The 23,305-nt window shown below is 73.8% G+C and carries 17 protein-coding genes; 5 read left to right on the top strand and 12 right to left on the bottom strand.

The window, feature by feature from the left end:
• Nucleotides 1-84: 84 nt before the first annotated feature.
• Entirely contained in the window at nucleotides 85-1,539 is a 1,455-nt protein-coding gene (locus WMF12_RS30325) for a PLP-dependent aminotransferase family protein (RefSeq protein WP_437851011.1), read from the bottom strand.
• Nucleotides 1,540-1,699: 160 nt separating this feature from the next.
• On the opposite strand from WMF12_RS30325, the gene yedA reads away from it, so the two are divergent.
• Complete coding sequence (yedA, locus tag WMF12_RS30320; protein ID WP_437851010.1) at nucleotides 1,700-2,878, top strand: drug/metabolite exporter YedA; 1,179 nt, start codon at nucleotides 1,700-1,702, stop codon at nucleotides 2,876-2,878.
• Between the two features lie 138 nt (nucleotides 2,879-3,016).
• Nucleotides 3,017-4,105, top strand: a complete 1,089-nt coding sequence (locus tag WMF12_RS30315; RefSeq protein WP_437851008.1) for an SMP-30/gluconolactonase/LRE family protein — start codon at nucleotides 3,017-3,019, stop codon at nucleotides 4,103-4,105.
• Between the two features lie 34 nt (nucleotides 4,106-4,139).
• Here WMF12_RS30315 and WMF12_RS30310 read toward each other — a convergent pair whose 3' ends face one another.
• Nucleotides 4,140-4,424 carry a hypothetical protein gene (locus WMF12_RS30310; protein ID WP_437851007.1) on the bottom strand — a complete coding sequence of 95 codons (285 nt, stop codon included), beginning with the start codon at nucleotides 4,422-4,424 and terminating at the stop codon, nucleotides 4,140-4,142.
• 347 nt (nucleotides 4,425-4,771) lie between these two features.
• Here WMF12_RS30310 and WMF12_RS30305 point away from each other — a divergent pair, with 347 nt between their 5' ends.
• Together WMF12_RS30305 and WMF12_RS30300 are read left to right on the top strand one after the other, a co-directional pair.
• Nucleotides 4,772-7,033, top strand: coding sequence for a hypothetical protein (locus WMF12_RS30305; RefSeq protein WP_437851005.1), 2,262 nt, complete (start codon nucleotides 4,772-4,774; stop codon nucleotides 7,031-7,033).
• Nucleotides 7,034-7,048: 15 nt separating this feature from the next.
• Nucleotides 7,049-9,340, top strand: coding sequence for a M20/M25/M40 family metallo-hydrolase (locus tag WMF12_RS30300; protein ID WP_437851003.1), 2,292 nt, complete (start codon nucleotides 7,049-7,051; stop codon nucleotides 9,338-9,340).
• Between the two features lie 100 nt (nucleotides 9,341-9,440).
• Here the strand turns inward: WMF12_RS30300 and WMF12_RS30295 are convergent, their stop codons facing one another.
• The 4 genes from WMF12_RS30295 to WMF12_RS30280 form a co-directional block, all read right to left on the bottom strand.
• Nucleotides 9,441-10,253 carry a fibro-slime domain-containing protein gene (locus WMF12_RS30295; protein ID WP_437851001.1) on the bottom strand — a complete coding sequence of 271 codons (813 nt, stop codon included), beginning with the start codon at nucleotides 10,251-10,253 and terminating at the stop codon, nucleotides 9,441-9,443.
• A 325-nt stretch (nucleotides 10,254-10,578) separates the two neighbouring features.
• Nucleotides 10,579-11,652 carry a 1-aminocyclopropane-1-carboxylate deaminase/D-cysteine desulfhydrase gene (locus tag WMF12_RS30290; protein ID WP_437850999.1) on the bottom strand — a complete coding sequence of 358 codons (1,074 nt, stop codon included), beginning with the start codon at nucleotides 11,650-11,652 and terminating at the stop codon, nucleotides 10,579-10,581.
• A gap of 132 nt (nucleotides 11,653-11,784) precedes the next feature.
• Nucleotides 11,785-12,246, bottom strand: coding sequence for a PaaI family thioesterase (locus WMF12_RS30285; RefSeq protein WP_437740138.1), 462 nt, complete (start codon nucleotides 12,244-12,246; stop codon nucleotides 11,785-11,787).
• Nucleotides 12,247-12,319: 73 nt separating this feature from the next.
• On the bottom strand, nucleotides 12,320-13,966 hold the full coding sequence (locus WMF12_RS30280) for a long-chain fatty acid--CoA ligase (protein WP_437850997.1): 1,647 nt from the start codon (nucleotides 13,964-13,966) through the stop codon (nucleotides 12,320-12,322).
• Between the two features lie 335 nt (nucleotides 13,967-14,301).
• On the opposite strand from WMF12_RS30280, the gene WMF12_RS30275 reads away from it, so the two are divergent.
• On the top strand, nucleotides 14,302-15,213 hold the full coding sequence (locus WMF12_RS30275) for a glutathione S-transferase family protein (protein ID WP_437850995.1): 912 nt from the start codon (nucleotides 14,302-14,304) through the stop codon (nucleotides 15,211-15,213).
• Nucleotides 15,214-15,277: 64 nt separating this feature from the next.
• Here WMF12_RS30275 and WMF12_RS30270 read toward each other — a convergent pair whose 3' ends face one another.
• From WMF12_RS30270 to WMF12_RS30245, 6 genes are all read right to left on the bottom strand, one after another.
• Complete coding sequence (locus WMF12_RS30270) at nucleotides 15,278-15,727, bottom strand: hypothetical protein (protein ID WP_437850993.1); 450 nt, start codon at nucleotides 15,725-15,727, stop codon at nucleotides 15,278-15,280.
• Between the two features lie 211 nt (nucleotides 15,728-15,938).
• Entirely contained in the window at nucleotides 15,939-17,297 is a 1,359-nt protein-coding gene (locus WMF12_RS30265; protein ID WP_437850991.1) for a PEGA domain-containing protein, read from the bottom strand.
• 65 nt (nucleotides 17,298-17,362) lie between these two features.
• Complete coding sequence (locus tag WMF12_RS30260; RefSeq protein ID WP_437850990.1) at nucleotides 17,363-18,115, bottom strand: hypothetical protein; 753 nt, start codon at nucleotides 18,113-18,115, stop codon at nucleotides 17,363-17,365.
• A complete protein-coding gene (locus WMF12_RS30255) occupies nucleotides 18,112-21,672 on the bottom strand; it encodes an nSTAND1 domain-containing NTPase (protein ID WP_437850988.1) in 3,561 nt (1,186 codons plus the stop codon). The genes WMF12_RS30260 and WMF12_RS30255 overlap by 4 nt, the downstream gene beginning before the upstream one ends.
• 25 nt (nucleotides 21,673-21,697) lie before the next feature.
• Nucleotides 21,698-22,684 (bottom strand): hypothetical protein, encoded by a 987-nt coding sequence (locus WMF12_RS30250; protein ID WP_437850987.1) that lies wholly within the window; start codon nucleotides 22,682-22,684, stop codon nucleotides 21,698-21,700.
• Between the two features lie 57 nt (nucleotides 22,685-22,741).
• Nucleotides 22,742-23,185: a hypothetical protein gene (locus tag WMF12_RS30245; protein WP_437850985.1), complete on the bottom strand. Its 444-nt coding sequence runs from the start codon at nucleotides 23,183-23,185 to the stop codon at nucleotides 22,742-22,744.
• Nucleotides 23,186-23,305 lie beyond the last annotated feature (120 nt).

The raw sequence follows: 23,305 nt of genomic DNA, 5'->3' as shown, positions 1-23,305 counted from the left end.
GATCGAGAGGGAAGGTTCTACTTCAGCGCGGGTACGGCATCCAGGGCGCGCCGGCCGCCGCCGGGGCCACGGCGGTCCACCGCGTCATCCCTCGGCGGTCTCGGCGCAGATCCGTCCGAGCGTCCGGACCGCGTGCTCGCTGAGCTCCGTGAACGGGTAGCCGCAGTTCACCCGGATGTAGTTCGAGAAGCGGTGCTTGGCCGAGAAGATCGGCCCCGGCGCGACGCTGATGCCGTGCTCGAGCGCGCGCTCGTGCACGTCGAGCGCGCTCGTGCCGGGCGGCAGCTCGACCCAGAGCACGAAGCCGCCGGCGGGGCGCGAGACGCGGGTGCCGGGCGGGAAGTGCTCGGCGATCGCCTCGCTCATGCGCGCGACCTGGGCGGCGAGCCGTCGCCGGAGCGTCCGCAGGTGGTGGTCGTACCCGCCGATCTCGAGGAACTCGGCGATCGCCATCTGCGGCAGCGTCGCGGTCGCCACGCTCTGCGCGAACTTGAGCTGCTCGACCTCGTCGAGGAAGCGGCCGGGGGCCGTCCAGCCGACCCGGTAGCCCGGCGCCACCGTCTTCGTGAACGACGAGCAGAGCATCACGAGGCCCTTCTTGTCGAACGCCTTGGCGGGGCGGGGGCGGACGTCGCCGAAGTGCAGGTCGCCGTAGATGTCGTCCTCGATGAGCGGCACCTCGCGGCGCGCGAGCATCGCGACGAGGCGCTCCTTCGCCTCGTCGGGCATGGCGCTGCCGAGGGGGTTGTTGAAGTTCGGGATCGCGAGGCACGCCTTGATGCGGTGGCGGCCCAGCATCTCCTCGAGGACGTCGAGGTCCATGCCGGTGCGGGGGTGCGACGGGACCTCGATCGCCTTGATGCCGAGGCTCTCGATGAGCTGGAGGAGCCCGTAGTACGCCGGCGACTCCAGCGCGACCGTGTCGCCCCGGCGGGCGACCGCGCGCAGGCAGAGGTGGAGCGCCTCCATGGCGCCGACCGTCGTCACGATGTCGTCGGGGGAGAGCGCGACGCCCCACTCGACCGAGCGCCGGGCGATCTGCCGCCGCAACGCCGGCAGGCCGGGCGGCGGATCGTACGAGACGCCGGCGCCGCCCGCGCTCCGCGCGATCGCGCTGAGGATCCGGTTCAGCTTGTCGGTCGGCAGGAGCTCCGGGCTCGGGCACGCCGCGCCGAACGGGACGATGTGCGGGTCCCGGCACGCCCGGTAGACCTTGGAGACGAGGCTCTTCACGCTGACCCGCGTGGCGGTGGTGCAGGGGCGCGCGGCCCGGGGCTCGGGCAGCGCCGTGCCCCGGCGGGCGCGGACGTAGTGCCCCGACTGCGGGCGCGCCTCGATGAGCCCGCGGTTCTCGAGCTGCATGTACGCCTGCAGCACCGTCGCGACGCTGACCCCCTGCTGCCGGCTGAGCCGCCGCACCGACGGGATCCGGTCGCCCGGCCGCAGCGCGCCGCGCGCGATCAGATCCGCGACGTGCGCGGCGACGCGGTCGTAGAGGTGGGCCTCGTCCTCCGCTTCGATGGGCGCCTGCACCTGCACAAGACGAAGTGTACAGCCGGGCGGGCCCTGCGGTACCGGTACAGCTGCCGGGCGTGAGGACCAGCACAGTCGCCCGTTCCGGAAACTGTACCGGCCTCAATTACCGACCGACTGCCTCTGTACCGGTCGCTCGCTTGGCCCCACCCTTCAGGGCATGAAGTTGACCTCACTTGTTTCGGAGCCGCCATCGCGCCTCCGGGAGGCGTCGCGGATCGAGCTCGGGAAGGGTCGCCTGTGGACGCACCGCCTGCGGGGCGGCCCGCTGCTCCTGAGCTGTACCGCCGGCGCGGTCTGGATCACCCGCGAGGGGGCGCCGGAGGACGTGGTGCTGGAGGCCGGCTCCAGCTATGGAGGCGAGGGGCGCGGGCTCCTCGTGGTGGAGGCGCTCGAGCCGGCGCAGATCGCGGTGGCGAGAGGCGAGGCAGGGAAGACGGCGCGCGCGGCGCTGGCGAGGGCGCGGGGGAGCTGGCTGGTGCTGCTCTCGCTCCTCGCGCTGTACGTGATCTGGGGCTCGACGTACCTGGCGGTCTCGGTCGCGCTCGAGACGATGCCGCCCTTCTTGCTGGCCGGGACGCGCTTCATGACGGCGGGCGCGCTGCTCTACGGCGTGCTCCGGCTGCGCGGCGCCCCGCGGCCGACGCTGCGGCAGTGGGGCGCGGCGGCGCGGGTCGGGGTGCTGCTGCTCGTCTTCGGCAACGGGTTCGTCGTCGTCTCGCAGCAGTGGGTGAGCTCGGGCGTCGCCGCGGTCGTGGTGTCCACGATGCCGCTCTGGCTTGCGCTCTTCGCCACCGCGCGAGGCCGGGGCGCCGCCGGCGGCGCGCCCGCCGGCGCCCCGGCGGTCTCCCGGCGCGAGTGGATCGGGCTCCTCGTCGGGTTCGCAGGCGCGGCGCTGCTCCACCTCGGCGGCGATCTCCACGCGGCGCACGCCGGGGCCTTGCTCATCTTGCTGGCCCCCGTGTCGTGGGCGCTCGGCTCGCTGTACAGCCGCTCGCTGCCGCTCCCGGAAGGGCCGATGGCGGTCGCGGCGGAGATGCTCGCGGGCGGCGCGGTGATGCTCGGGGTGAGCGCGCTCTCGGGCGAGCACCTCGCGGCGGCGCCCTCATCGCGGTCGCTCCTCGCGCTCGCCTATCTGGCGGTGTTCGGATCGATCGTGGCCCTCAGCGCGTACACGTACCTGCTCCGGAGCACGCGCCCGGCGATCGCGACGAGCTACGCGTACGTGAACCCGATCGTCGCCATCGCGCTCGGCGTCCTGCTCGGCGGCGAGCGGGCCTCCGCGACGACCTGGGCCGCGGCGGCCATCGTCGGCGCCGGCGTCGTCATCGTCTCGCGGCGCTAGGCGCGCCGCGCTCGCGGGCCACCCCGCCCCGCTCCGACGGCGCGTCGCGCCGGCCGCCTTCGCGCCCCGGGCGCGCGCCGTCGACCGTAGGCAATGCGGGAGGCGGCGTGTAGTGTGCGCGGCGAGGAGGCGAGCTAGATGAAGAGAGGGTACCGGCTGCTCGGCTGGGCGCTGCTCCTGTTCGGGGCGCCGTCGGCGTGCAGCGGCGGCCACGTCGGCGCTGCGTCGAGCAGCGGTGCGAGCGCGAGCGCCGGAGAAGGCGGCGGCGCGGCCACGGGCACCGGAGAGGGCGGCGGCGCGGCCACGGGCACCGGAGAGGGCGGCGGCGCGGCTGTGGGCGCCGGAGAAGGCGGCGGGGTGGCAGTCGGCGCGGGCGCGGGGCCGAGCGGCGAGTGTGCGGCGCTCGCGCCCGGGCCCTTCGAGCCGGCGCTGGTCACGGACGGGTTCATCGGCAGCGAGGACTTCGCGTTCGATGGCCGGGGCTACCTCGTCGCCAAGCAGGGGCCGAACCTCGTTCGCTTCGACGCCACGGGTCGGACCTCGAACTTCGCGTCTCTGCCGGGCGCCGTGCTCGGGCTCCGGTACCGGCCCGACGGGACCCTCGTGGCGGCGCGGCCGGAGCTGGGCGCCGTCGTCCAGATCTCGGCGACCGGAATGGTCGACGACTACGTGACAGGCCTCACGGACCCGAACGGCCTCGCTCCGGACGCGCTGGGCAACGTCTGGGCGACCGACCTCGCGGGCGATCGGGTGATCCGCCTCAACCCCGATGCCACGATCGATGAGATCGCGAGCGGCGCCCCCGAGGTGAGCGAGCCGAACGGAATCGTCTTCGACCCGGCGCGATGGGCGGTTTTCTACACCAACTCCTCTGCCGGCGAGATCCGCAAGATCGACCTGAACAACCCTGGCGAACCCCCCTCGCTCGTGGTCACGGTCGCCTCGTCCGTGCTCGACGGACTCGTTCTCGATACGTGTGGTCACCTCTACACGGTCGATGACGAGAATCGGACGCTCTATCGTGTGAGGCTCGACGCGGGCGGCGCCGCCCTGGGGGAGGCCGAGCTGCTGGCGCGCTTCCCCACCGGGGTGGCCAATGCGCAGTTCGGAGCGGGCCCGGGGTTCGATGCGAGGACCCTTTACGTCGGAGGTGCAGCCGGCTCGATCTATGCGGTTGCCGTCGGCATCGCCGGCGCGCCGGTCCCGGCGCCGCAAGAAGCGCCGTGATGGACGCTCCTCGGCGGCGCGCTGGAGGGGGGGCTCAGCGGGCGCCTTCCGCTGCGGCCACTTCGCCCTTCTTGAGCTTCCCTTGAAGCTCGCCGAGCTTGCCCGCCGACCGCTCGAGGGCGCGCGCGGCGCCCTCGAGCGCGATCCGCCCGTAACCGATGGCCACCCCTGCCCAGGAGGTGCCCAGCTCGCGCAGCGTCTCGACGAACGGCGGCTTGACCGCCGCCCCGGCGCTGGTGTCCGCCGCCTGCGCGGGCCCGGCGCTCCCGTTCACGCTGTTCTCGGCCTTCGGCTCCGTGATGCTCTGGGTCTCACTCATGGTCTGCCTCCCACTTCGATATGTCCCCCCGCGACGACCGCGGGCGCACAGAAATGATGAATCCAGCGTTGACCCCCGTGCCCCGCGCGTCGCCCGCTCTCGCGGGCTCGCAAAACGCGATGTGCACTGGAGCGAGGGGAGCCCCGCCGCACGGCCGTGCCCGCGAACAGAGCCACCTTGTGGCTTCGTCGGAGGCACAATCGCGACGCCTCGACACTGCGACGCGACGCGTTAACTGTCAAGGCCTCATGTCGATTTTGTTGCCGTCGTTTTTCCCTAGGTTGTTTGATGAGGACGCTGCGGCGGCCATCGCGTTCGCTCGGCAGGTCAAGGAAGGGAGTTACCCTATGTCGCTCGCGCGCTGGAACAAGGCCACGCCACCAACGCTGTTGTGGCTTCTCGTGGTGCTGTCGCTGCTCGTCGTTCCGTCGCTCTCGATGGGGCAGGCGCCCGACGCGCCGACGGCGGCGCCTGCCGCGGGCGCGGCGCCAGCGACGCCCGCGGCGAAGGGCGCCGCGGCGCAGGCGCAGGCGCACGGGCCTCCGCCGGAATCGTGGGCTGGACAGCTGGAGATGCTCTCTCGCTGGGTCGACCAGCACGGCGGCTCGGGGGGCTGCGAGGAGCGCTGTTACGCGCTCGATCGGCTGCGCATCACGGGCGCGGTGGGCGAGGGGCCGCTCCAGTTCGAGCTCTCGGGCGGCGTGCTCACGGACCGCCCCGTGGCCGTGCCGCTCTTCGGGCCGCCGGCGCACCTCCGCATCGAGGCCACGCTCGACGATGGACGGCCCGCGTCGCGCCGCGAGGCCGCGCCGATCAGCTTCGAGGACGACCACTACTACCTCTGGACGGCCGCGCGCCGCTTCGTGCTCCGGGGCACCCTGTGGCTCGAGGGCGACCTCACGCTCCTGGTCGCCGGTCCGCTCAACACGTTCGAGGCCGACATCACCGGCGGCTCCGTCGCCGAGGGCGCGCGGCTCTCGGGGCTCCACGGGGCGACGCTCCACTTCACCCCCGACGGGGGCGCGGGGTCGCAGAGCGCGGGCCCCACGGTCTTCCAGCTGTCGCGCGCGGTGCGGGTCGGCCGGGAGATCGGCTTCGAGTACCGGCTCGTCATGCGGTCGGGCAGCGACCTCGGCGTCGTGCGCCTGCCGCTCGCGTTCGGGGAGAAGGTGCTCGACGTCGCGGGCGCGAGCGGCTTCCGGGTCGAGGGTGGCGAGCTCGTGCTGCCCACCTCGGGCCGCGCCGCGGAGATGAAGATCTCGGGCACGCTCCCGAAGGTCGGGGCCTTCTCGCCCGATCCGCGCTCCGCCTACGAGTGGTGGCTGTTCGAGTCCGACGCGGAGCACCGCCTCACGGTGAAGGGCGACGCGCGCCAGGTCGACGCCGCCGAGTCGCCGATCCCGCGGACCCAGGCGACGTCGCGGCTCCTGCTCGTGCAGCGAGGGCAGCGCGTCGAGGTCGCCGTCGAGCCGCTCTCGGGGGTCGAGGTCCTCGCCGCGGTGGTGCGCGACCACCGCCGCACCCTGGTCCTGACCGAGCGCGGAGACCTCGTCGCCGACGACGCGCTCACCTACGAGAACAACGGCATCGATTACCTGACCTACGCGCCGGGCGGGCGGCCGATCTACCTCGCCACCGACGGGAAGGCGCAGCGGATCATGCACCAGGGCAAGGCCGCGGAGGAGGTCCTCGTGCCTCTGCAGACGGGGAGCCACACGATCCAGGTGCAGTCGCTGGCGCAGGCGGCGGTGCACTCGCTCGGAGGAACCCTGGAGCTGCCGATGCCGAGCTACCCGCTCACCGCGAGCGAGGTGGCGCTGACGGTCGGGCTGCCCGATCGCGTGGTGCCGCTCGCGCTGCTCGGCGGCGACCGGCCGGTGTGGTTCGCGGACGCGGGCGACGCCTTCGCGGTGGCGATCGGCTTCGTGGCCGCGTGGATCGCCGTCCGCCCCGGCGGGGCGGCGAGCCGCGGGCGCGTGCGCGCGCTGCGCGCGCTGGGCGGGCTGCTCATGGCGGGCCTGTGGTTCCTGGCGCCCGCGACGTTCGTGGCGCTTCTGGTCGGCATCGCGACGGCCGTGGCGGCGTGGCTCGCGGGGCGGCTCCTCGGAGGCCGTGGCCGCGCCGCCGCGATGGTGGTGCTGCTCGGCCTGGGCGGCCTGGCGCTCCTGGTCGGGCTCTTCGCCGTCTCGGCGAGGAGCTACAGGGCGGAGCGCTGGAACTCGACGTACAGCGAGTCGGCGGCGCCGGCGCCCGCCGCCGTGCGCAGGGCCAAGGACGACGATATGGCCAAGGGCGGCGGCGCGCTCGCCCCTGGAGGCGCGGTGCTGGAGGGGGTGACGCCGGTCGCGCTGTCGCTCCCGGACTACGAGAGGGCCGTCCAGGCGCGCCGCGAGCTCGTCACGCGCGAGCGCGCCTTCCGCCCCGTGCTCGTCTACACGACCTCCTCGGCGCTCGTGCCGCTCGTGCTCCTGTGGCTGGCCGGGGTGACGGTGCTCCTCGCCGCGCACCGCGCGCCGCTCACGGAGCTCTACCGTCGCGCGGCCGCGCGCCTCGCGCGCAGGCCCGAGGACGACGTCGCCCAGGGGGAGCCTCCGGCGCCGCTGCGCTGAGGCCGACCGACCGCCATGGCGTGGTCTCCTCGCCTCGCCGCGGCCCTCGCGCTCCTCGCGCTGGTCGCGCTCCGCATCGCACAGCTGAGCCCCCCCGACGTCGTCCCGGCGAGCGCGCCGCCCGAGGTGTTCTCGGCCGAGCGGGCCAGGGCGCACCTCGCGCAGATCGCGGCCGAGCCGCGCCCCACCGGCTCGGCGGGCCACCGGCGGGCGCGCGACTACCTGCTCGCGGAGCTCTCGAAGCTCGGCGTGCAGCCCGAGGTGCAGCGCGCCTCGGTCCTCAGCCGGCAGTGGGGCCTGCCGTACGACGCGGCGCACGTCGAGAACATCGTGGCGCGGCTGCCGGGCGCGGACAGCACCCGGGCGGTCGCGCTCGTCGCGCACTACGACTCGGTGCCCGGCAGCCCGGGCGCCGCCGACGACGGCAGCGGGGTGGCGGCGCTCCTGGAGGCGCTGCGCGCCCTGAAGAGCGGCCCTCCGCTACGTAACGACGTGCTGTTCCTGTTCACCGACGCGGAGGAGGGGGGCGTCCTCGGTGGCAAGGCGTTCATGGACGAGCACCCGCTGCGCGGCGAGGTGGGGATCGCGCTCAACTTCGACGCCCGCGGGGCCGGCGGCGTGGTCGCGATGTTCGACACCGGGCCCGGCGACGCCTTCCCCGTCCGCGAGCTCGCCAGCGCCGCGGCCTACCCGGTGGCGTCGTCGCTCTTCCCCGAGGTCGCGCGGCGCATGGGTCACAGCACCGATCTCAGCGTCTTCAAGCGGGCCGGGATCCCCGGGCTGAACTTCGCCTTCACCGACGACGCCGCGCACTACCACGCCCCGTCCGACACCGTGGGCAACCTCGACCTCCGGAGCGTGCAGCACGCCGGCGACTACGCGCTCTCGCTCGCGCGGCGCTTCGGCGCGCTCGACCTGCGCGATCCCGGGCGCGGAGATGCGGTGTACTTCAACACGTGGGGCGCCCACCTCGTCTCGCACCCGATCGGCTGGACGCTCCCGATCGCCGCGCTGGTCACCTGCCTGTTCGCGGGCGTGGTGCTCCACGCGGGGCGGCGGCGGGCCGCTTCGCCGGGCAGGATCGCCGCGGGGCTCCTCGCCTTCCTGGCGCTGCTCGCCGGCGTCGCCGCGGCCGTGGGCGGGCTCGCGTGGATCCTCCGCAGCGTGCACCCGGCCCTCCGGGTGATGCCGTTCGAGCCGTACAACGCGCCCGCGTACCGGCTCGCGCTCGCGCTCGCCGCGCTCGCGGCCTCCGCGGCGGGCTACCGGTTCTTCCGGCGGCGGCTCGGCGCGTGCGAGCTCGCCCTCGGCGCGCTGCTCCTGTGGCTGTTGCTCCTCGTCGCGGCGAGCCTGCTCATGCCGGGCGCGAGCTTCTACTTCGCCTGGCCGCTCGCGTTCGCCCTGCTCGGGCTCGCGGCGGTGACGATCCGGCGCGGCGACGCCCCGCCCACGCTCGCGGACGCCGCGGTCCTCGTCGCGACCGCGGTGCCGGCGGTCGCGCTGGCCGTGCCCGGCCCGTACCTGTTCTTCGTCGCGCTGGGCCTGCCGAAGGCGGCGGTGCCGGCCCTGGCCGTCGCGCTCGTCTTCGGGCTCTTCCTGCCGCACGCCGAGCTGCTCGGCGGCGGCCGCTCGCCGCGGCTCTCGCTCGCGTTCGGCGTCTCCGGCCTCACGGCGCTCCTCGTCGCCTGCGCCACCACGGGCTTCACCGAGGCGCGGCCCCGACCGGCGAGCCTCGCCTACGCGGTCGACACCGCCGCCGGGGAGGCCCACTGGCTCTCGGCCGACCGCGACCTCGACCCGTGGACCGCCGCGTACTTCCCGGACGATCGCGGGCAGGCGCCCTCGTTCGCCGTGCCGTTCGTTCGCGTGACGCGCCAGGGCGAGGCGCCGGCCCTCGCCCTGCCGGCGCCGTCGCTCACGGTGCTCGGCGATGTCCGGCGCGACGGAGTGCGGGCGCTCCGGCTCCGCGTCGCCTCATCCCGGGGAGCCCCCTGGCTGTTCGCCGAGGTGACGTCCCCGAACCGGGTGATCCGCGCCGAGGTGGACGGAAAGGGCGTGGAGGAGCGCGGTCGCGTGGCCGACGCGAAGCGCGATGTCCGCTGGGGGTTCACCTACATGGGTTTGCCGCCGGGAGGTATCGAGTGGTCGCTGGAGGTCGAGGACTCCGGGCCGATCGAGATCCGGCTGATGGACCAGACCTACGAGCTCCCGCGCGAGCTCGTGCGCGGGCCGCGGCCCAGGGAGATCATGGGCGCGCCGTACCGCCTCGCCGATTCGACGTTCGTCAGCGGGTCGTTCCAGCCTTAGCCCCGGCGGGCTCGCGGAAGCGGGCCCGCCGCCCTCGCTGGGCAGGAGAGGTGGAGCGGGATCAGTCGAGCGGATCAGTCGAGCGGATCAATCGAGCGGATCAATCGACAAAGATGGGTTCGCAGTTCGTGAACGCGAGCGTCGACTGGATGGTGAAGTTCGATTCGGTCGTGTGCCGCTCGGCGTGGAAGAAGTCGAGCGCGTACTCCTGCCCGGGCGTGATCCCCAGCTCGTTCGCCATCGCGTCGAGGTCGAGCCTATCGTCCTGCGGGCCGTGGAGGCCGCCCAGATCGATGGCGAGCCGGTTGTTGATGAACACCCAGAGATCGTCGTCGCCGGAGAACCTGAACTCCTCGCCGCCGTTGTACACGAACGTCATGTGGAGCTCGAACGTGAAGTGGAAGTTGTGCTGTCTCCCCTCGTTCCCGAAGCCCCGCTCGTCGATGGGGAAGAAGGCCCGGTTCTCGTAGGTGGCAATGCCGTCCGCGCCGACGACGGGCGTGATCGTGAACTGGATCGGCATGTTCACGCCGTCGACGTCGCGGTACCACTGGTTGAACTCCTCGGGCCCCGTCGTGTGCGCGGTACCGCCGTCATGCGCATAGATGGGCTTCTGATCCGGGCCCAGCTCGCGCTCGACGATGCCTTTCAGGCCCTGGCCCGTGAACGTCTCGAAGTCAGGGTGCCCCTCGCCGTCTTCGTAGGCGCGGAAGTCGCGCACGATGCCCGTGAGGCTCGCGTTGCACCCGTCGCCGCTGCCGCTGCTGCCGTTCCCGTTGCCTGCGCCCGCCGACACACCGGACCCGAAGTCGCTGCCGCCCGTGCCCGAGCCGTATCCGGCGCCGGCGCTGTTGCTGGAGTCGCTCGATCCATCGGTGCCGCCCCCACACGCGACCCCGGCCAACACCAGCATGGTTGCGAGCGGAGCACACCAGTTCGACTGTAGCGGCCTAAGCATGTGAAGACTCCTTCTGTGGGGAATATCGCGCGTGGTCTGCGCGTCCGTTGTGCGTGGTTTGCGCATGTTTTGCGCGTTGTGTGCGCGCGGGCCGCGGCGTTACGAGCGCCGGGATGGGCGGTCGCCGAGGGCGCAAGCGAGACAGCAATTCTATCGCGTCGCAATGGCGGTGCGATCCAGAAAATTGCCGCCGTGCGCTGGCAGCACGAGGCCGGCGTGGAGAAAAGTGCAGCCGAGCGACAGCGCGCGAGCGCCGGGGAGGCGCCGAGATGTAGGTCGTTTATCGAGATCCGCCGCCGCAGTGGGCGCCGAGGCGCCGCGACAGCGCGGCCGGGAGCCGCTCGCAAAAACCGTCGTGCCGGGGCAGGGGCTCGCGCCGCGCGGTTTGCCAGAACAGCACCGGGCCGAGCCGGCGCTCCCGCGCGTGCGCCATGAGCGCGGCCATGGCCTTGCCGGTGTAGACCGGCTCCAGCGAGATCCCCTCGGCGGCGAGGGCATCGCAGGCGGCGAGCGACGCGGGCGTGGGCGATCCATACCCGCGGCCCAGGTAGCCGTGCACGACGTCGATCGGCGCCGCGGGGGGCACGGGCGCGACGCCCCGCCGCGCGAGCGCGGCGCGGAGCTCGGCGGTGAGGGCGCGGAGGCGGAAGCGCGAGGCGAGGAGGCGCTCGACCACGGCGACGGCCACGACCCGCGAGCGCAGGCCGCCCAGCGCGAGCCCGACGGCGAGCCCGGCGGCGGTGCCGCCGGAGCCGAGCGGCACGTAGACGCGCGCGGGCTCGGGGAGCTCGCCGGCCCGGATCTGCGCGCCGAGCTCGAGCGCCGCGCGCGCGGCGCCCAGCATGCCGAGCGCCGACGTGGCGCCGAGCGGCACGATCGCCGCGCCGTCGTCGTCCCGGGCGCGGAGCGGCAGGAAGAGCGACGGGCGCGCGAGCGCGAGCTCGACGCGCGACGGGTAGAAGCGGATCGAGGCCGGGCCCGAGGCGGTGAACGCGAGGTTGTCGAGCACGCCCCTGGAGAGGTCGGTCCAGAAGAGGTGCGCGTGCACCCTCCGGCCGAGCCGCTGCGCCGCGGCGACGAGCGCCGCCACGTTGCCCGAGCCGATGCCGCCCGCCGCGGACCACGCCGCCGCGGTCGAGAAGGGCGGCGCGGCGAGCACGTAGTCGAGCTTCCGCATCTTCATCCCGCCGTGGAGTGGCTCGCAGAGGTCGTCTCGCTTGACGCCGAGGAACTCGACGCCGAGCGCGGAGGCGAGCCGCGGCAGCGCCGTGACCGGCGAGGGCGCGCCGACCCAGCCGAGCCGGGGAATGGGGTCGATCATCCGAAGGGCGGCTGCGTCGCGCAACGGGGGCACCTCGCGAAGGGTGTAAGGCGCTCGGGCGATCGGGCAATCGGGCGAGCGGGCAATCCGGGGGTCAGGCGAGCCAGCGATCGGGCAATCAGGGGTCGGGGGGAGCTTTCGGTCAGGCGCTCGCGCGGTCGGCGATCACCCGGGCGTGCCGGCGCGCTGCCCTGCGAGCGTCGCGTCCGGCTCCAGGACGAGGAGGCGCACGCGCCCCGAGGCGCAGAGCCGGCCCTCCTCGTCGTAGACCGAGCCCTCCCAGACCTGGGTGCGCCGCCCGCGGTCGAGCGGGCGCGCGGTGGCGCGAAGCCGCCCCGACCGGACCGCGCGCAGGAAGCTCGTGTGGTTCTCGAGCCCGACGACCGAGCGGCCGTCCGGCAGGGCATGGAGCGCGGCGCCGATCGACGCCAGCGTCTCCACGATGCCCGCGTGGACGCCGCCGTGGACGATGCCATAGGCCTGCCGGTGCTGCGGCCCGATGTCGAGCTCGGCCTCCACCTCGTCGCGCGTGGCGCGGATCAGCCGGAGACCCATGGCGCTGATCCAGCCGTCGATGGCCGCGTCGTTCAGCGCGGCGGCGAAATCCTCGGGTTCCCCTTCGGCCATGGCGGCAGCGTAGTACACGCTTTGCCGGGAGCTTCCGGCGATTTCTCCCAGGGCGCGCGGGCGCGTCAGCGCGTCATCCGGATGCCTTCTTCTCCAGGAGATCGGCGAACTCCTCGCGCAGCCTCGACTTGAGGAACTTGCCGGTCGAGGTGCGCGGGATCCGCTCGAGGAAGAGGTACTCGTCCGGGAGCCAGAACTTCGCGAAGCGCGGCTCGAGGAGGGCGTGGAGCTGCTCCTTCGAGGCGCTCTGGCCCTGCCGCAGGACGATCGCGGCGAGCGGGCGCTCGCCCCAGAGGGGGTGGCGCGCCGCGAACACCGCGGCCTCCAGGACGGCCGGGTGGCTCATGAGCGCGTTCTCCAGCGCGACCGAGCTGATCCACTCGCCGCCCGACTTGATCACGTCCTTCGTTCGATCCGTGATGCGCATGTAGCCCTCGCCGTCGATCGTCACGACGTCGCCGGTCTTGAACCAGCCGTCCTTCGTGAAGCGGTCCTCGCCCTCGCCGCCGAAGTACGATGAGGCGACCCAGGGGCCCCGCACCTCGAGCTCGCCCATCGTCCTGCCGTCCCAGGGCAGCGGCCGATCGTTCGCGTCGACGTGGCGCTGATCGATGAACGGGACCGGGTAGCCCTGCGACGCGCGCGTCTGCAGCGAGGCGGCCGGGTCCTCGTGGAGGCGGCCAAGGCTGCTCCGGACGTGGGCGACGGTGCCGAGCGGGTTGGTCTCGGTCATGCCCCAGGCGTGGAGGACCACGAGCCCGTGGCGCGCGCGGAAGCCGTCGATGAGCGCGGGGGGCGCCGCCGAGCCGCCGATCACCATGGCGCGCATCGACGAGAGATCCCAGCGCTTCGGGTGCTCGTCGAGGAGCGCGAGGATCCCGAGCCAGATCGTGGGGACGCCCGCGGCGAACGTGACGCGCTCCCTGGCCATGAGATCGAGCAGCGACGCGGCGTCGAGGTGCGGGCCGGGGAGCACGAGGCTCGCGCCGGTCGCGATCGCCGCGTACGGCAGCCCCCAGGCCATCGCGTGGAACATGGGCACGACCGGAAGGACGATGTCGCGGTCGCGGAAGCCGAGCGCGTCGTGCATGCAGGAGACCAGCGTGTGGAGCACGATCGAGCGGTGGCTGTAGGCCACGCCCTTGGGGTTGCCGGTCGTCCCCGACGTGTAACAGAGCATGGCCGCGGCGCGCTCATCCAGGCTCGGGAAGTCGAAGTGATCCGGCTCGGGCGCGAGCAGCGCCTCGTAGTCGAGCCCGTCGCCCGCCGCCGGATCCACGGGCCCGTCGTCGTCGAGGACCAGGACGCGCTGGATGCTGCGGATCTCCGGCGCGAACTTGCGGAAGAGCGGGAGGAGCGAGCGGTCGACGACGACGACCTTGTCCTCGGCGTGCGAGGCGATGTACCCGAGCTCGCTCGGGTGGAGGCGCAGGTTCAGGGTGTGGAGGACCGCGCCCATGGCCGGGACGCCGAGGTAGAACTCCAGGTGCCGGGCGTGGTTCCAGCAGAGCGTCGCGACGCGGTCGCCCGCGCGGACGCCGAGCCGCGTGAGCGCGTGCGCGAGCTTCGACGCGCGGCGGTGGAGATCGGCATACGTGGAGCGGGAGACGGTCCTGTCCGGGTTCTGGGTCACGATCTCGCAGCGCGCGTGGTACGTCCGCGCCCGGTCGAGGAAGTGGGTCAACGTGAGCGGGTAATCCATCATGCGGCCGGCGAGCATGGGCGGTGCCTCCTCGTCCCGCGCGAGGCGCGGGGATCCGTCGAGTCAGGAGGGCTCTTCAAGGGCGCCGCGAGACCGCGGCGCCGCCCCCCGAAGCGGAGGCTAGCGGCTCGCGGGCGGCGCCGCGCAGGGAATGCGGCGCACGCGGGAGATGCGGGGCGCGCGGCGCCCGGGCGAGCGGCGCCTGGCGCCGCGCCGGCGGCCTGATCCGGCGCCCCGGAGCTCCCGAGAGGGGGCGGGGGATCGCAAGATCTCCCAAGAACGGCGCGGGCCGCCCTCATTAGATTCGACAGCGAACGCCGACCCGAAGAGGTCGCCAGCGCACGAGGTCGTCCATGGCCGAGCTCATCCTGCACCACTATCCGTTATCGCTCTTCGCGGAGAAGATCCGCCGGATCCTCGCGTACAAGAAGATCTCGTGGAGATCGGTCGAGCAACCGATGATGGCGCCGAAGCCGGAGCTGACGCCGCTCACGGGGGGATATCGGCGGATCCCGGTCTTGCAGATCGGCGCGGACATCTATTGTGACACGGCCTGCATCGCGCGGCGCCTGGAGCAGATACGACCGGAGCCTTCCTGCGTCCCGCCGGGCCAGGCCGGGCTGGTCGAGCTGATCGAGGACTGGGCGGATCATCGGTTGATGTCCCAGGCCGTGCCGCCGGTGGTCGTGGAGATGTTCGCTGTCCTGCCGCCCGGCATCCTGGCCGATCGCGCGGCGATGTCGCCGGCGCTCAGCAAGGACGCGATCTTCCAGGCGGCGCCGCACGCCCTGAGCCAGGCGCTGCTGTCGCTCGATCGGCTGGAGGTCCAGCTCCGTGGCCGGCCTTTCCTGCTGGGCGACGCGTTCTCGATCGCGGACGCGGCGTGCTTCCACCCGGTCTGGTTCCTGAATCGGAGCGCCAGGCTGTCCGCCGCGATCGAGGCGCGGCCCGCGCTCGCGGCGTGGTTCGCGCGCATCGAGGCGTTCGGCCCCGGCGACGTCCGAGCGATGACCGCCGCCGAGGCGCTCGCGGCGGCCCGCGCGTCCGAGCCGGCCGACGTCGCCGGCGGGGAGAGCGCGACCGGAGAGGGCCTGTCGCCGGGAGACGCCGTGACGATCACGGCTGACGATTACGGTCCAGAGGAGACCCGGGGCGTGGTCGTGCGGCTCTCGGCCGCCGAGATCACGATACGACGCAGCGATCCGGAGGTGGGGGAGATCGCGGTGCACTTCCCGCGCGCCGGATATCGCATCAGGAAGGAGTGAGCCGCGCCGTGCGCCGGGGCCAGCGCGATCTGCGTGCCGCCGCGGTTCTCGCTAGTTCCCCGTGTCAGAAATCCCGCCAGGATTTCTGCGACGACGAGACGGACGCGGACGAAATATCAATAATTTCAATCTGTTCTGTCTGATTCGCGGCCGGGTCGCTCGCCGGCGTGGCCCAACGCGGGCCCAACGGGCCGCCTGCAGCCACCGGGGCGCCCGCTGCGGGCTGGCCGGCGTCGTCATCGACCGCGCCCGGCACTCGGTGGTGCAGCGCGCGGGCGAGGGACGCGACGTCGCTCGGCGACGGCGAGCCCGCCTCCGGTCCCGCAGACATGGGATCACTTCCTCCTAAACGGCCGCCCCTGCCGTTCAGCTCGGGGATCGCTTCGTCCAGAGGAGCGAAGTCCCCCAAGCCGAGCTCAGCGACCTTGCGCGCCGCGCGTTTGTAGTGGTGGATCTGACGACTCGACTTATGTCCGGTCCGATCGGAGATCCACGTCTCCGTGCGGCCGTGCAAGCGTAGATTCAGCCTCGACTGCGTGGTCTCAAACAGCTCGGGCCGAACGATGCCTCCGCGCTGCTCGTCCGCGCCTCGGGTCGGCGGCCCCCCCGTGTGAGGGGCCAATGCCGGCGCGAGGAGGCTCAGGAGGACAAGGACCCGCAAGACTCAATCGTCATCGTGAAATTTCCACCCGCGCGCGCGGCAGTGAGCCGGAGGCAGGTCGGCCTCAGTAGAAATCGTACCTGGCGCCCAGGACAGGCATGAACAGGGGGAAGAGGGGGGCCGTGAGGGGCCCGCCCGGAAACCAGGCGGAGGCGGCTTCGTCGAGCCCTGTCGTGGTGTCGACGAACACCTGCTGGCTCGACGCCGGCCTCGGCACGGCGATGAGCACAGGCACCTCGATACCCAGCGTGAGCTCGACCTGTCCGGCCAGCCTGACGCCGGCGCGCACCTCGGGCGCGACGTAAACGAAGTGCGCCGCCGCGCTCTGCTCGAACCGGCTGAACGACAGCACGCGGCTCGCCGACGCCTGCGCGCTCGTGCGCGCGTCCGCCACCGCGCCAAACAGCCCGCCGGCGCCCAGCCGCACGTCGAGCAGGAAGCCCTCGCCCGACGAGTATCCGACCCAGGCGCCGACGAGCACGCCGCGGAGGGCCTTCGCATCGTCGACGCTCACCGAGTACGAAGCCCCGCCGACGGCCTCGACCTTCGCGCTGCGCCCGCGGACAGCTTGCTGCACGCTCAGGTAACCCGCCGAGACGCCAAACGATAGATCGTCGATGCCGTACCCTCCGCGGACGATCAAGCTGGAGCCAACCCCGAGGGGCTTGCTGCAAGGCGCCACGCACCCCGTCGACCCGTCTCCGCCGATCGACACCACGAGCGGCACCGCGGCGCTCACCTCGGCGAGCAGGCGGGGCGGGCGGCGCGGCCCGCGTGCATCGATGGACTCGGCGTCGCGCTCCGGCCGGGTCCCGCGTGCGCTCGGCTCCTCCCTCGTCGTCCCGGCGATCTCGAGCGCGGCCGTCTCCTGAAGCGGGATCAGCCGTACCGTCACCTGGACCGCCGCCCCGCCGGCCACGTCAAGGCGCTGCTCGAACGGCTGGTACCCCGCCTTGACAACGCGGAGGGCGTGGGGGCCGCGAGGCACGCGAAGGGGCGCTTCGAGCGGGAGCTCGCCGCGCGGTACGCCGTCGAGCTGGACCGTCGCGCCCGGCTCGCCGCCCACGATCCCGATCGTCCCGACGGCGTTGTGAAGGAGCCTGACGACCAGCAGGATGTCGCGTTTCTCCTCGCCCTTGAGCCGCTCGGAGAAGTCGCGCAGCGCGCTCTCGTACAGCTCGAGAGCGTCCACGTAGCGCTCGAGCCGGATGAGGCACGCGGCGGCATTGGTCGTCCCGTTCAGCGTCATGAACAGCGAGCGCGACGCCTGGAACTCGGCGAGCGCCTCGGTCCAGCGCTCCTGATCGCGCAGCACGATCCCGCGCTCGAAGTGCGCGCGCGCGTCCTCGCGGCGCAGGGCGGCACCGGGCCCGCCGGGCTGCGCGGCGGCGAGCGAGCCGAAGGAAAGCGGCGCCAGGAGCACCGCGGCAAGGAGGAGGCCAAAAACCGCGGAACGTCGGCGCTTCGTGCCCGGCATTGCGCGCGCCCTCATTCGAAGGAGTCTCCGGCCAGCACGCCGCTGCGCTGCTTCCTGTGCTCCGCCGCCGCGGCTGCGCCGGGCGGGCACCTGGAGATGACCTGCGTCGGCGGCGGACAAACACACGCCGGGCCCTCGTTCGCCGGCGCGGCGCCTCGCACCGCGCCTGGCGCGGATCCGGGCGCCGACTCCATCGCCGCGCGTTCCGCCGGCGCGTCGTACTCGGCGGCGACACCGGGCAACATGGGCTCGGGCGCCAGCTCCGGCGTCTCGGCGAGCTCCAGCGCGGCGGAGGCGTCGGCTTCGTCGGCCCCAGGCTCGGTGGTCGCCGCGGTCGGGAGGCGGCCGCGCCCGAAGGGACGCGCGGCCCGCGCCAGCGCGGCGAGGTCCAGCGAGGGCGGCGAGACGCCGGCGTCCATGAGGGTCACGATCGTCTCGGCGTGCTGCGTGGCCCTGGAGAGGCGCACCCGATGCGTCTGCCCGACCCTCCCCGAGAGCTCGATGACGCCGTCCCGCCGCCGCGCCGGGACGCCGTCGACCTCGACAGCGGCGTCGGCGGGCAGGACGAGCAGCCTCACCCGGCGCTCGCCGGCGCCGAGCCGACGCACGCCGGGCCGCGCCATGGCGGGGGAGGGGACCTCGGCGGCGTCGCCGGCCACCGTCGCCGGCTCAGGTCTGTCGTCCTCGACGCCGGGCCGCTCGCACGCGCCCAGGGTCGACAGGAACACGAGCGCCGCCGTCGCGGCCATGTCGCGAGCCGTCATTGTCGGAAGCCCTCCAGGGGGAGCGGCGCGCGCTCGTACGAGCGCTCGCACGCGGTGTACTGATCCCGGGCGGCGGACGCGGCCTCGCCCAGGTAGGTGACGCGCACGTCCGGCGGCAGGCAGTCGGTGTGCGCGGCGAGCAGGCGCTGCTTCAGCGCGTCCACGTCGATCATCCAGGTGTGGACGCTGTTGTCCGTGGCGACGGTCATGAGCCGTTGCCCTCCGTCGAGGAAGGCCAGGGCGATGACCGGCGCCGGCGCCCCGAGCACGATGGGCGCGCCCTTGCCGTCGGCGCTCCACAGGCGGACGGTGCCGTCGGTCGACGAGGTGACCACGCGCTCGCCGCCAGGGCTGAAGAGGGCGCAGAGGACCGCGCCCTCGTGCCCGCGCAGCACGATGGGATCGCCCCTGCCGCCGGCGCTCCACACCCGCGCGGTGCCGTCGTCCGAGGCGGTGACGACACGCGTGCCGTCGGGGCTCCACGCGCCGGCGTAGACGTCGCCGCCGTGGCCCTCGAGCACGACGGGAGCGCCCTCGCCGCCGGCGCTCCACACCCGGGCCGTGTGGTCGAGGGACGTGGTCAGGACGCGCGCGCCGTCGGGGCTCCACGCCGCGGCCGTGAGCCAGTCCTCGTGCCCGCGCAGCACGACGGGCTCGCCCTTGCCGTCGGCGCTCCACACGCGCGCCGTGCCGTCGTCCGACGCCGTGACGACGCGCGCGCCGTCGGGGCTCATGACGGCGGCGCGCACCTCGGCCTCGTGGCCCCTGAGCACGACGGGCTCGCCCTCGCCGTCGACCCGGAAGACGCGCGCCGTCCGGTCGAACGAGGCCGTGACGACGCGCGCGCCGTCGGGGCTCGGCGACGCGCTCGCCACCCACCCCTCGTGGCCCCTGAGCACGACGGGCTCGCCAGCGCCGTCGACCCGGAAGACGCGCGCCGTCCGGTCCTCGTAGGCCGCGACGACGCGCGCGCCCCCCGCGGCGATGGACGCCGCATGGAAGAAGCCGAGGTGAGGGCGCCGGTGCGGCATCGATCGGAGCGGCTCGGCGCTCCACACCTTCGCCGTGCGGTCGGACGAGCGCCCCCTCGGATCGGACGCGGCGGTGACGACGCGCGCGCCGTCGGGGCTCCACGCCGCGGAGCGGAGGGGCGCGCGGTGCCCGGCCAGGACGAGCGGCGGGCCGCTCCCGTCCGCCGGCCAGAGGCGCGCCGTCCTGTCCGCGGAGGCGCTGGCGACGTACTCGCCGTCGGGGCTCCACGAGACGAAGCTCACCGAGAGCGTGTGGCCGGTCAGGACGACCGGCTCGCCCCCGCCGTCGACGCGGAAGACGCGCACGCTCCGGTCGGCCGACGCCGTGGCCACGCGCAGGCCGTCGGGGCTCAAGGCCAGGTGGGTGATGCCGTCCTCGTGCCCGGCGAGCACCACGGGCGCGCTCGCGCCGGTGAGCCTGAAGACGCGCGCCGTCCCGTCGCGTGAGCCGGTGACGACGCGCGCGCCGTCGGGGCTCACCGCCACGGCGACCACCTCGCCCGTGTGCCCGCGCAGGATGAGGCTCCTGCCCGTCGCGCCCGGCGTCCAGACGCGCGCCGTCCTGTCGCTCCCGGCGGTGACGACGCGCGCGCCGTCGGGGCTCCACACGACCGCGTTGATCGGGCCGCGGTGGCCGGTGAGGACGATCGGCTCGCCCTTGCCGTCGGCGCCCCACACGCGCGCCGTCCCGTCGTCCGATGCCGTCGCGACGCGCGCGCCGTCGGGGCTCGCAGCCACCGCCGTCACGCCGCCGCGATGGCCCGTCAGCTCCACCGGCGGGGCCGCGCCGTCGGCGCGCCACACGCGCGCGGCGCCGTCCTCCGAGCCCGTGAGCACGCGCGCGCCGTCGGGGCTCCACGCGGCCGCGAGGATGGCCCCGCCGTGGCCCTTCAGCTCCACCGGCCGGCCGGTGCCGTCGGCGCGCCACACGCGCGCCGCGCCGTCGGCGGAGGCCGTGAGCACGCGCTCGCCGTCGGGGCTCCACACGGCCGCGGCGAGGGGGCCCGCGTGCCCGTGGAGGGTCGCGCGGAGCGCGTTCGTGGCGAGGGCGTCGCTCGCCAGCTCGACCCAGCCGCGCCGCATCGCGGGCAGCTCCACCTCCGGTAGGAGCTTCATCGCCAGCGGGAGCCGGGCGCGCACCGCGAGTTCGCGGAAGCCGGCGAGGAGGCTGGCGTCGTGCGCCTCGGAGCGCTTCTTCTCGGCGAACCACCGCAGCCGGTCGGCCTCGCGCCGGGCCTCGGCCTCCTGGACGCGCAGGCGGTCCGCGCGGAGCTTCTGGTAGTACGCCACGGCGCCGAGCGACGCCGCGCCGGCCGCGACAAGGAGCGACGCCGCGGCCGCGGCGGCGAAGCGGCGCCGCCGCGCGCGCTCCCCGGCGAGCCTGGCCTCTGCCTCGGCGCGCTCGCGAAGCTGCGCCTCCTGCTGCCGGCGCTGCTGCCGCTGCTCGAAGACCTTGCGCGCCAGCCAGTCGTGGCCGATCTCGAAGTACCGGCTCCCCTGGTGCTCCGCGGCGTGGAGGATGGCCGCGCCCTCGAGCGCCCTCAGCGCCGGCTCGAGCTCGCCCGCGGGGAGGATCCGGAGCAGCTCCTTCTCGGTGCGCAGCGTGCGGCTGCCGTCCGCGGTCACGAGGTGGTCCTCGAGCAGCCGCCGCGCCCCGTCGCGCAGCGCGCCGAGGCCGGCGAGCGTCGCGTCGAGGTAGCGCTGCAGGATCGGCTCGGCCTCGGCCGCGCTGGCCGCCGCGCCGCCCTCCTCGCGCTGCTCGAAGAGCGCGCGGCACACGATCTGCGCGTACGCCGCCTGCGCCTCGGCCTCGTCGACCGCGGCCTGGCCGGGCACGCGCACCTGGAGCATGAGCGGGCGCACCTCCGCCGGCGTCCACGCCTGCGGCGGCTCGCCCGCGGCGGCCGCCTGGCAGACGGCCTCGCAGAGCTCGGCGACCGTCAGAGGACCGACGCGGAAGCCGTGATCGAGGAGCCGGTGGTGCTCGCGCAGCCGATCTCGGAAGCGGCCGAGGTAGTCCTCGCGGAGCGACAGCACGAGGCGCAGGTTGCGGGTGGGCAGCGCGGCGAGGCGGCTCACGCAGGCGAAGAACGCCTCGGCCTCGGTCGCGGCGCGCGCCGCGTAGAGCAGCTGCTCGATCTGATCGAGGTAGACGACCACGAGCCGCGGCGACCCGCGCGCCACGCGCTGCGCCGCCGCGATCAGCGCGTCCGCGGGCGAGGCGCCGGACGGCCGCTCGCCGAGGCCGAGGGCGCTGTACACCGCGTCCGCGAGCCAGCGCGTCGGGTCTTGATCCTCGGGCCAGCCGTCGACCCGCGCCACGCGGATCTCCTGCTTCTCAATGAGCGACGGGAGGACCGCCGCCTGCACCAGGGACGACTTGCCGGCGCCGGACGGCCCGAAGACGGTGACGCAGCGGTTGGCGAGGATGGATCCCTCGAGCTGGTGGGCCAGGTCGCCGCGCCCGTGGAAGCGATCACGGTCGGAGGCGCGGTAAGGTTGCGGGCCAGGGAAGGGGTTCTTCATCGTGAGGCTCCGGGCCATGTCGCGATCAACCCGGGTGGGGCGCGCCCCCGGGGGCCGCGCACTTGTCGGGTGATTCCGAGCGGGTCACCCAGCGCCGGAGGTCGATGTTCACCGTCCCCAGCCAGGCGCCCGGGAGCACGCGGACGTTGTAGGCCACGCCAGGCGCCGTCTTCTGAGCCTCTCCCCACGCACCGAGGGCGCCGCCGAGATCGAGCGCCGCGCCGCCCTCGCACGAGAGCTTCCCCGCCCAGGACGCGCCGCCTGTGTCGAGCGCCGCGACGTTGAACGAGCACGCGTCGAGGTCGCACGCGTTGCCCGGACCCACGGCCGAGCCGGCGCAGTCCTTCCTGTCGTAGACCACGCTGAAGCACTCGGGATAGTCCGCGAAGAAGAGAGAGGCCCCCTGGAGCTTCCGGCCCGACGAGCTCGACGCGCTCACGGAGGCCCCTCCGAGCGCGGAGGCGTCGATCGAGAGGGCCGCGGTGGTCGACTGCTCGGCCGCCACCTCGATCGTCCCCGCCCTGATCGCGCGCGTCAGCACCTTGACGTAGCTGGTCCCCGCCTCGGCGAACAGGCCGGTGCACGCGCCGCTCGCGTTCATGTAGACCGCCGAGAGCCTGCTCTCCACGAGGTTCGTCAGCGTGACGCTGGCGCTCCGCTCCGAGGACGCGCCGGCCGATGGGGCGACCGCGAGGACGCCGCCGAAGTCGGCGGAGAGCCTGCCGTCGAGCACGTCCCCGTAGCGCAGCGCCACCAGAGACCAGCTCGGCGCCGCGGTGTCCTGATCTCCGTCGAAGCAGGCGTTGGTCTCAGGCTGATCCCCGAGCAGGCGGCGTCCGAGGCTCGCGGCGCCGCTCGCCGGCGTGCGCGCGCGGTAGTCCGGCGCGAGCTCCTTGATCGCCTGGTCGAGCGTGACCGTCGCGACGCTCGCGCACGCCGTGAGCTGGAGCGCGGCCAGCGTCGCGATCACGAGCCGGGTCGGCGGGGGCGTCCTGTCATCATCAATGTTCACGGTGGATCCTCCTTCGGGCGCGGCATGGCGCGCTCGCGATGAACGTGCGCCGCGCGGCTACGGCGAGATGGCCAGGAGCACGTCCTCGATCTCCCCGGCGAGCCTCTCGACGTCCGCCGGCGCGTCCCGGGCGAGCCAGTCGACATCGTCCTTCCGGCGGTAGATCTCGGCGCGGATCCGCGGGACGACCACGAGCTCTTCGTCCTCGATGAGCTCGTCGGCGAGCAAGGTCACCGAGACGTCGCACACCTTGGTGCTGCCCTCCGGCTCGGGGATCCGCAGGGTCACCGTGGCGGTCGCGCTCTCGACGTCGAGGCGCGCTGTCGCGCGGCGCTCGAAGTGGGCTGACAGGGCCTTGCCCACGGACCGCAGCAAGGCCTGGATCGCGCCCCTCGGCGTGTCGCCTTCGAGGCGCGCGCGGAACGAGACGCCCACCGTCACGGACGACGAGCCGCCGAAGTCGAGAGGCTCGTCCTGGTTCGTGTGTTCTTGCATGGTCATTGTCGCGGTCCTCGGGGCGAACCCCTCTCTCGCACCCTCTCTGGCAGAGAGATGCCCCCATGAAACGCACGACGCCGAGCCCTGTCATCTTAAGAGAAATCAAGGTGAGCGCTGCGCGCG

Source organism: Sorangium sp. So ce363 (genome assembly GCF_051520435.1).
In the GTDB taxonomy this organism is placed as follows: domain Bacteria; phylum Myxococcota_A; class Polyangia; order Polyangiales; family Polyangiaceae; genus Sorangium; species Sorangium cellulosum_B.
This window is presented reverse-complemented; position numbering and strand designations above follow the sequence as displayed.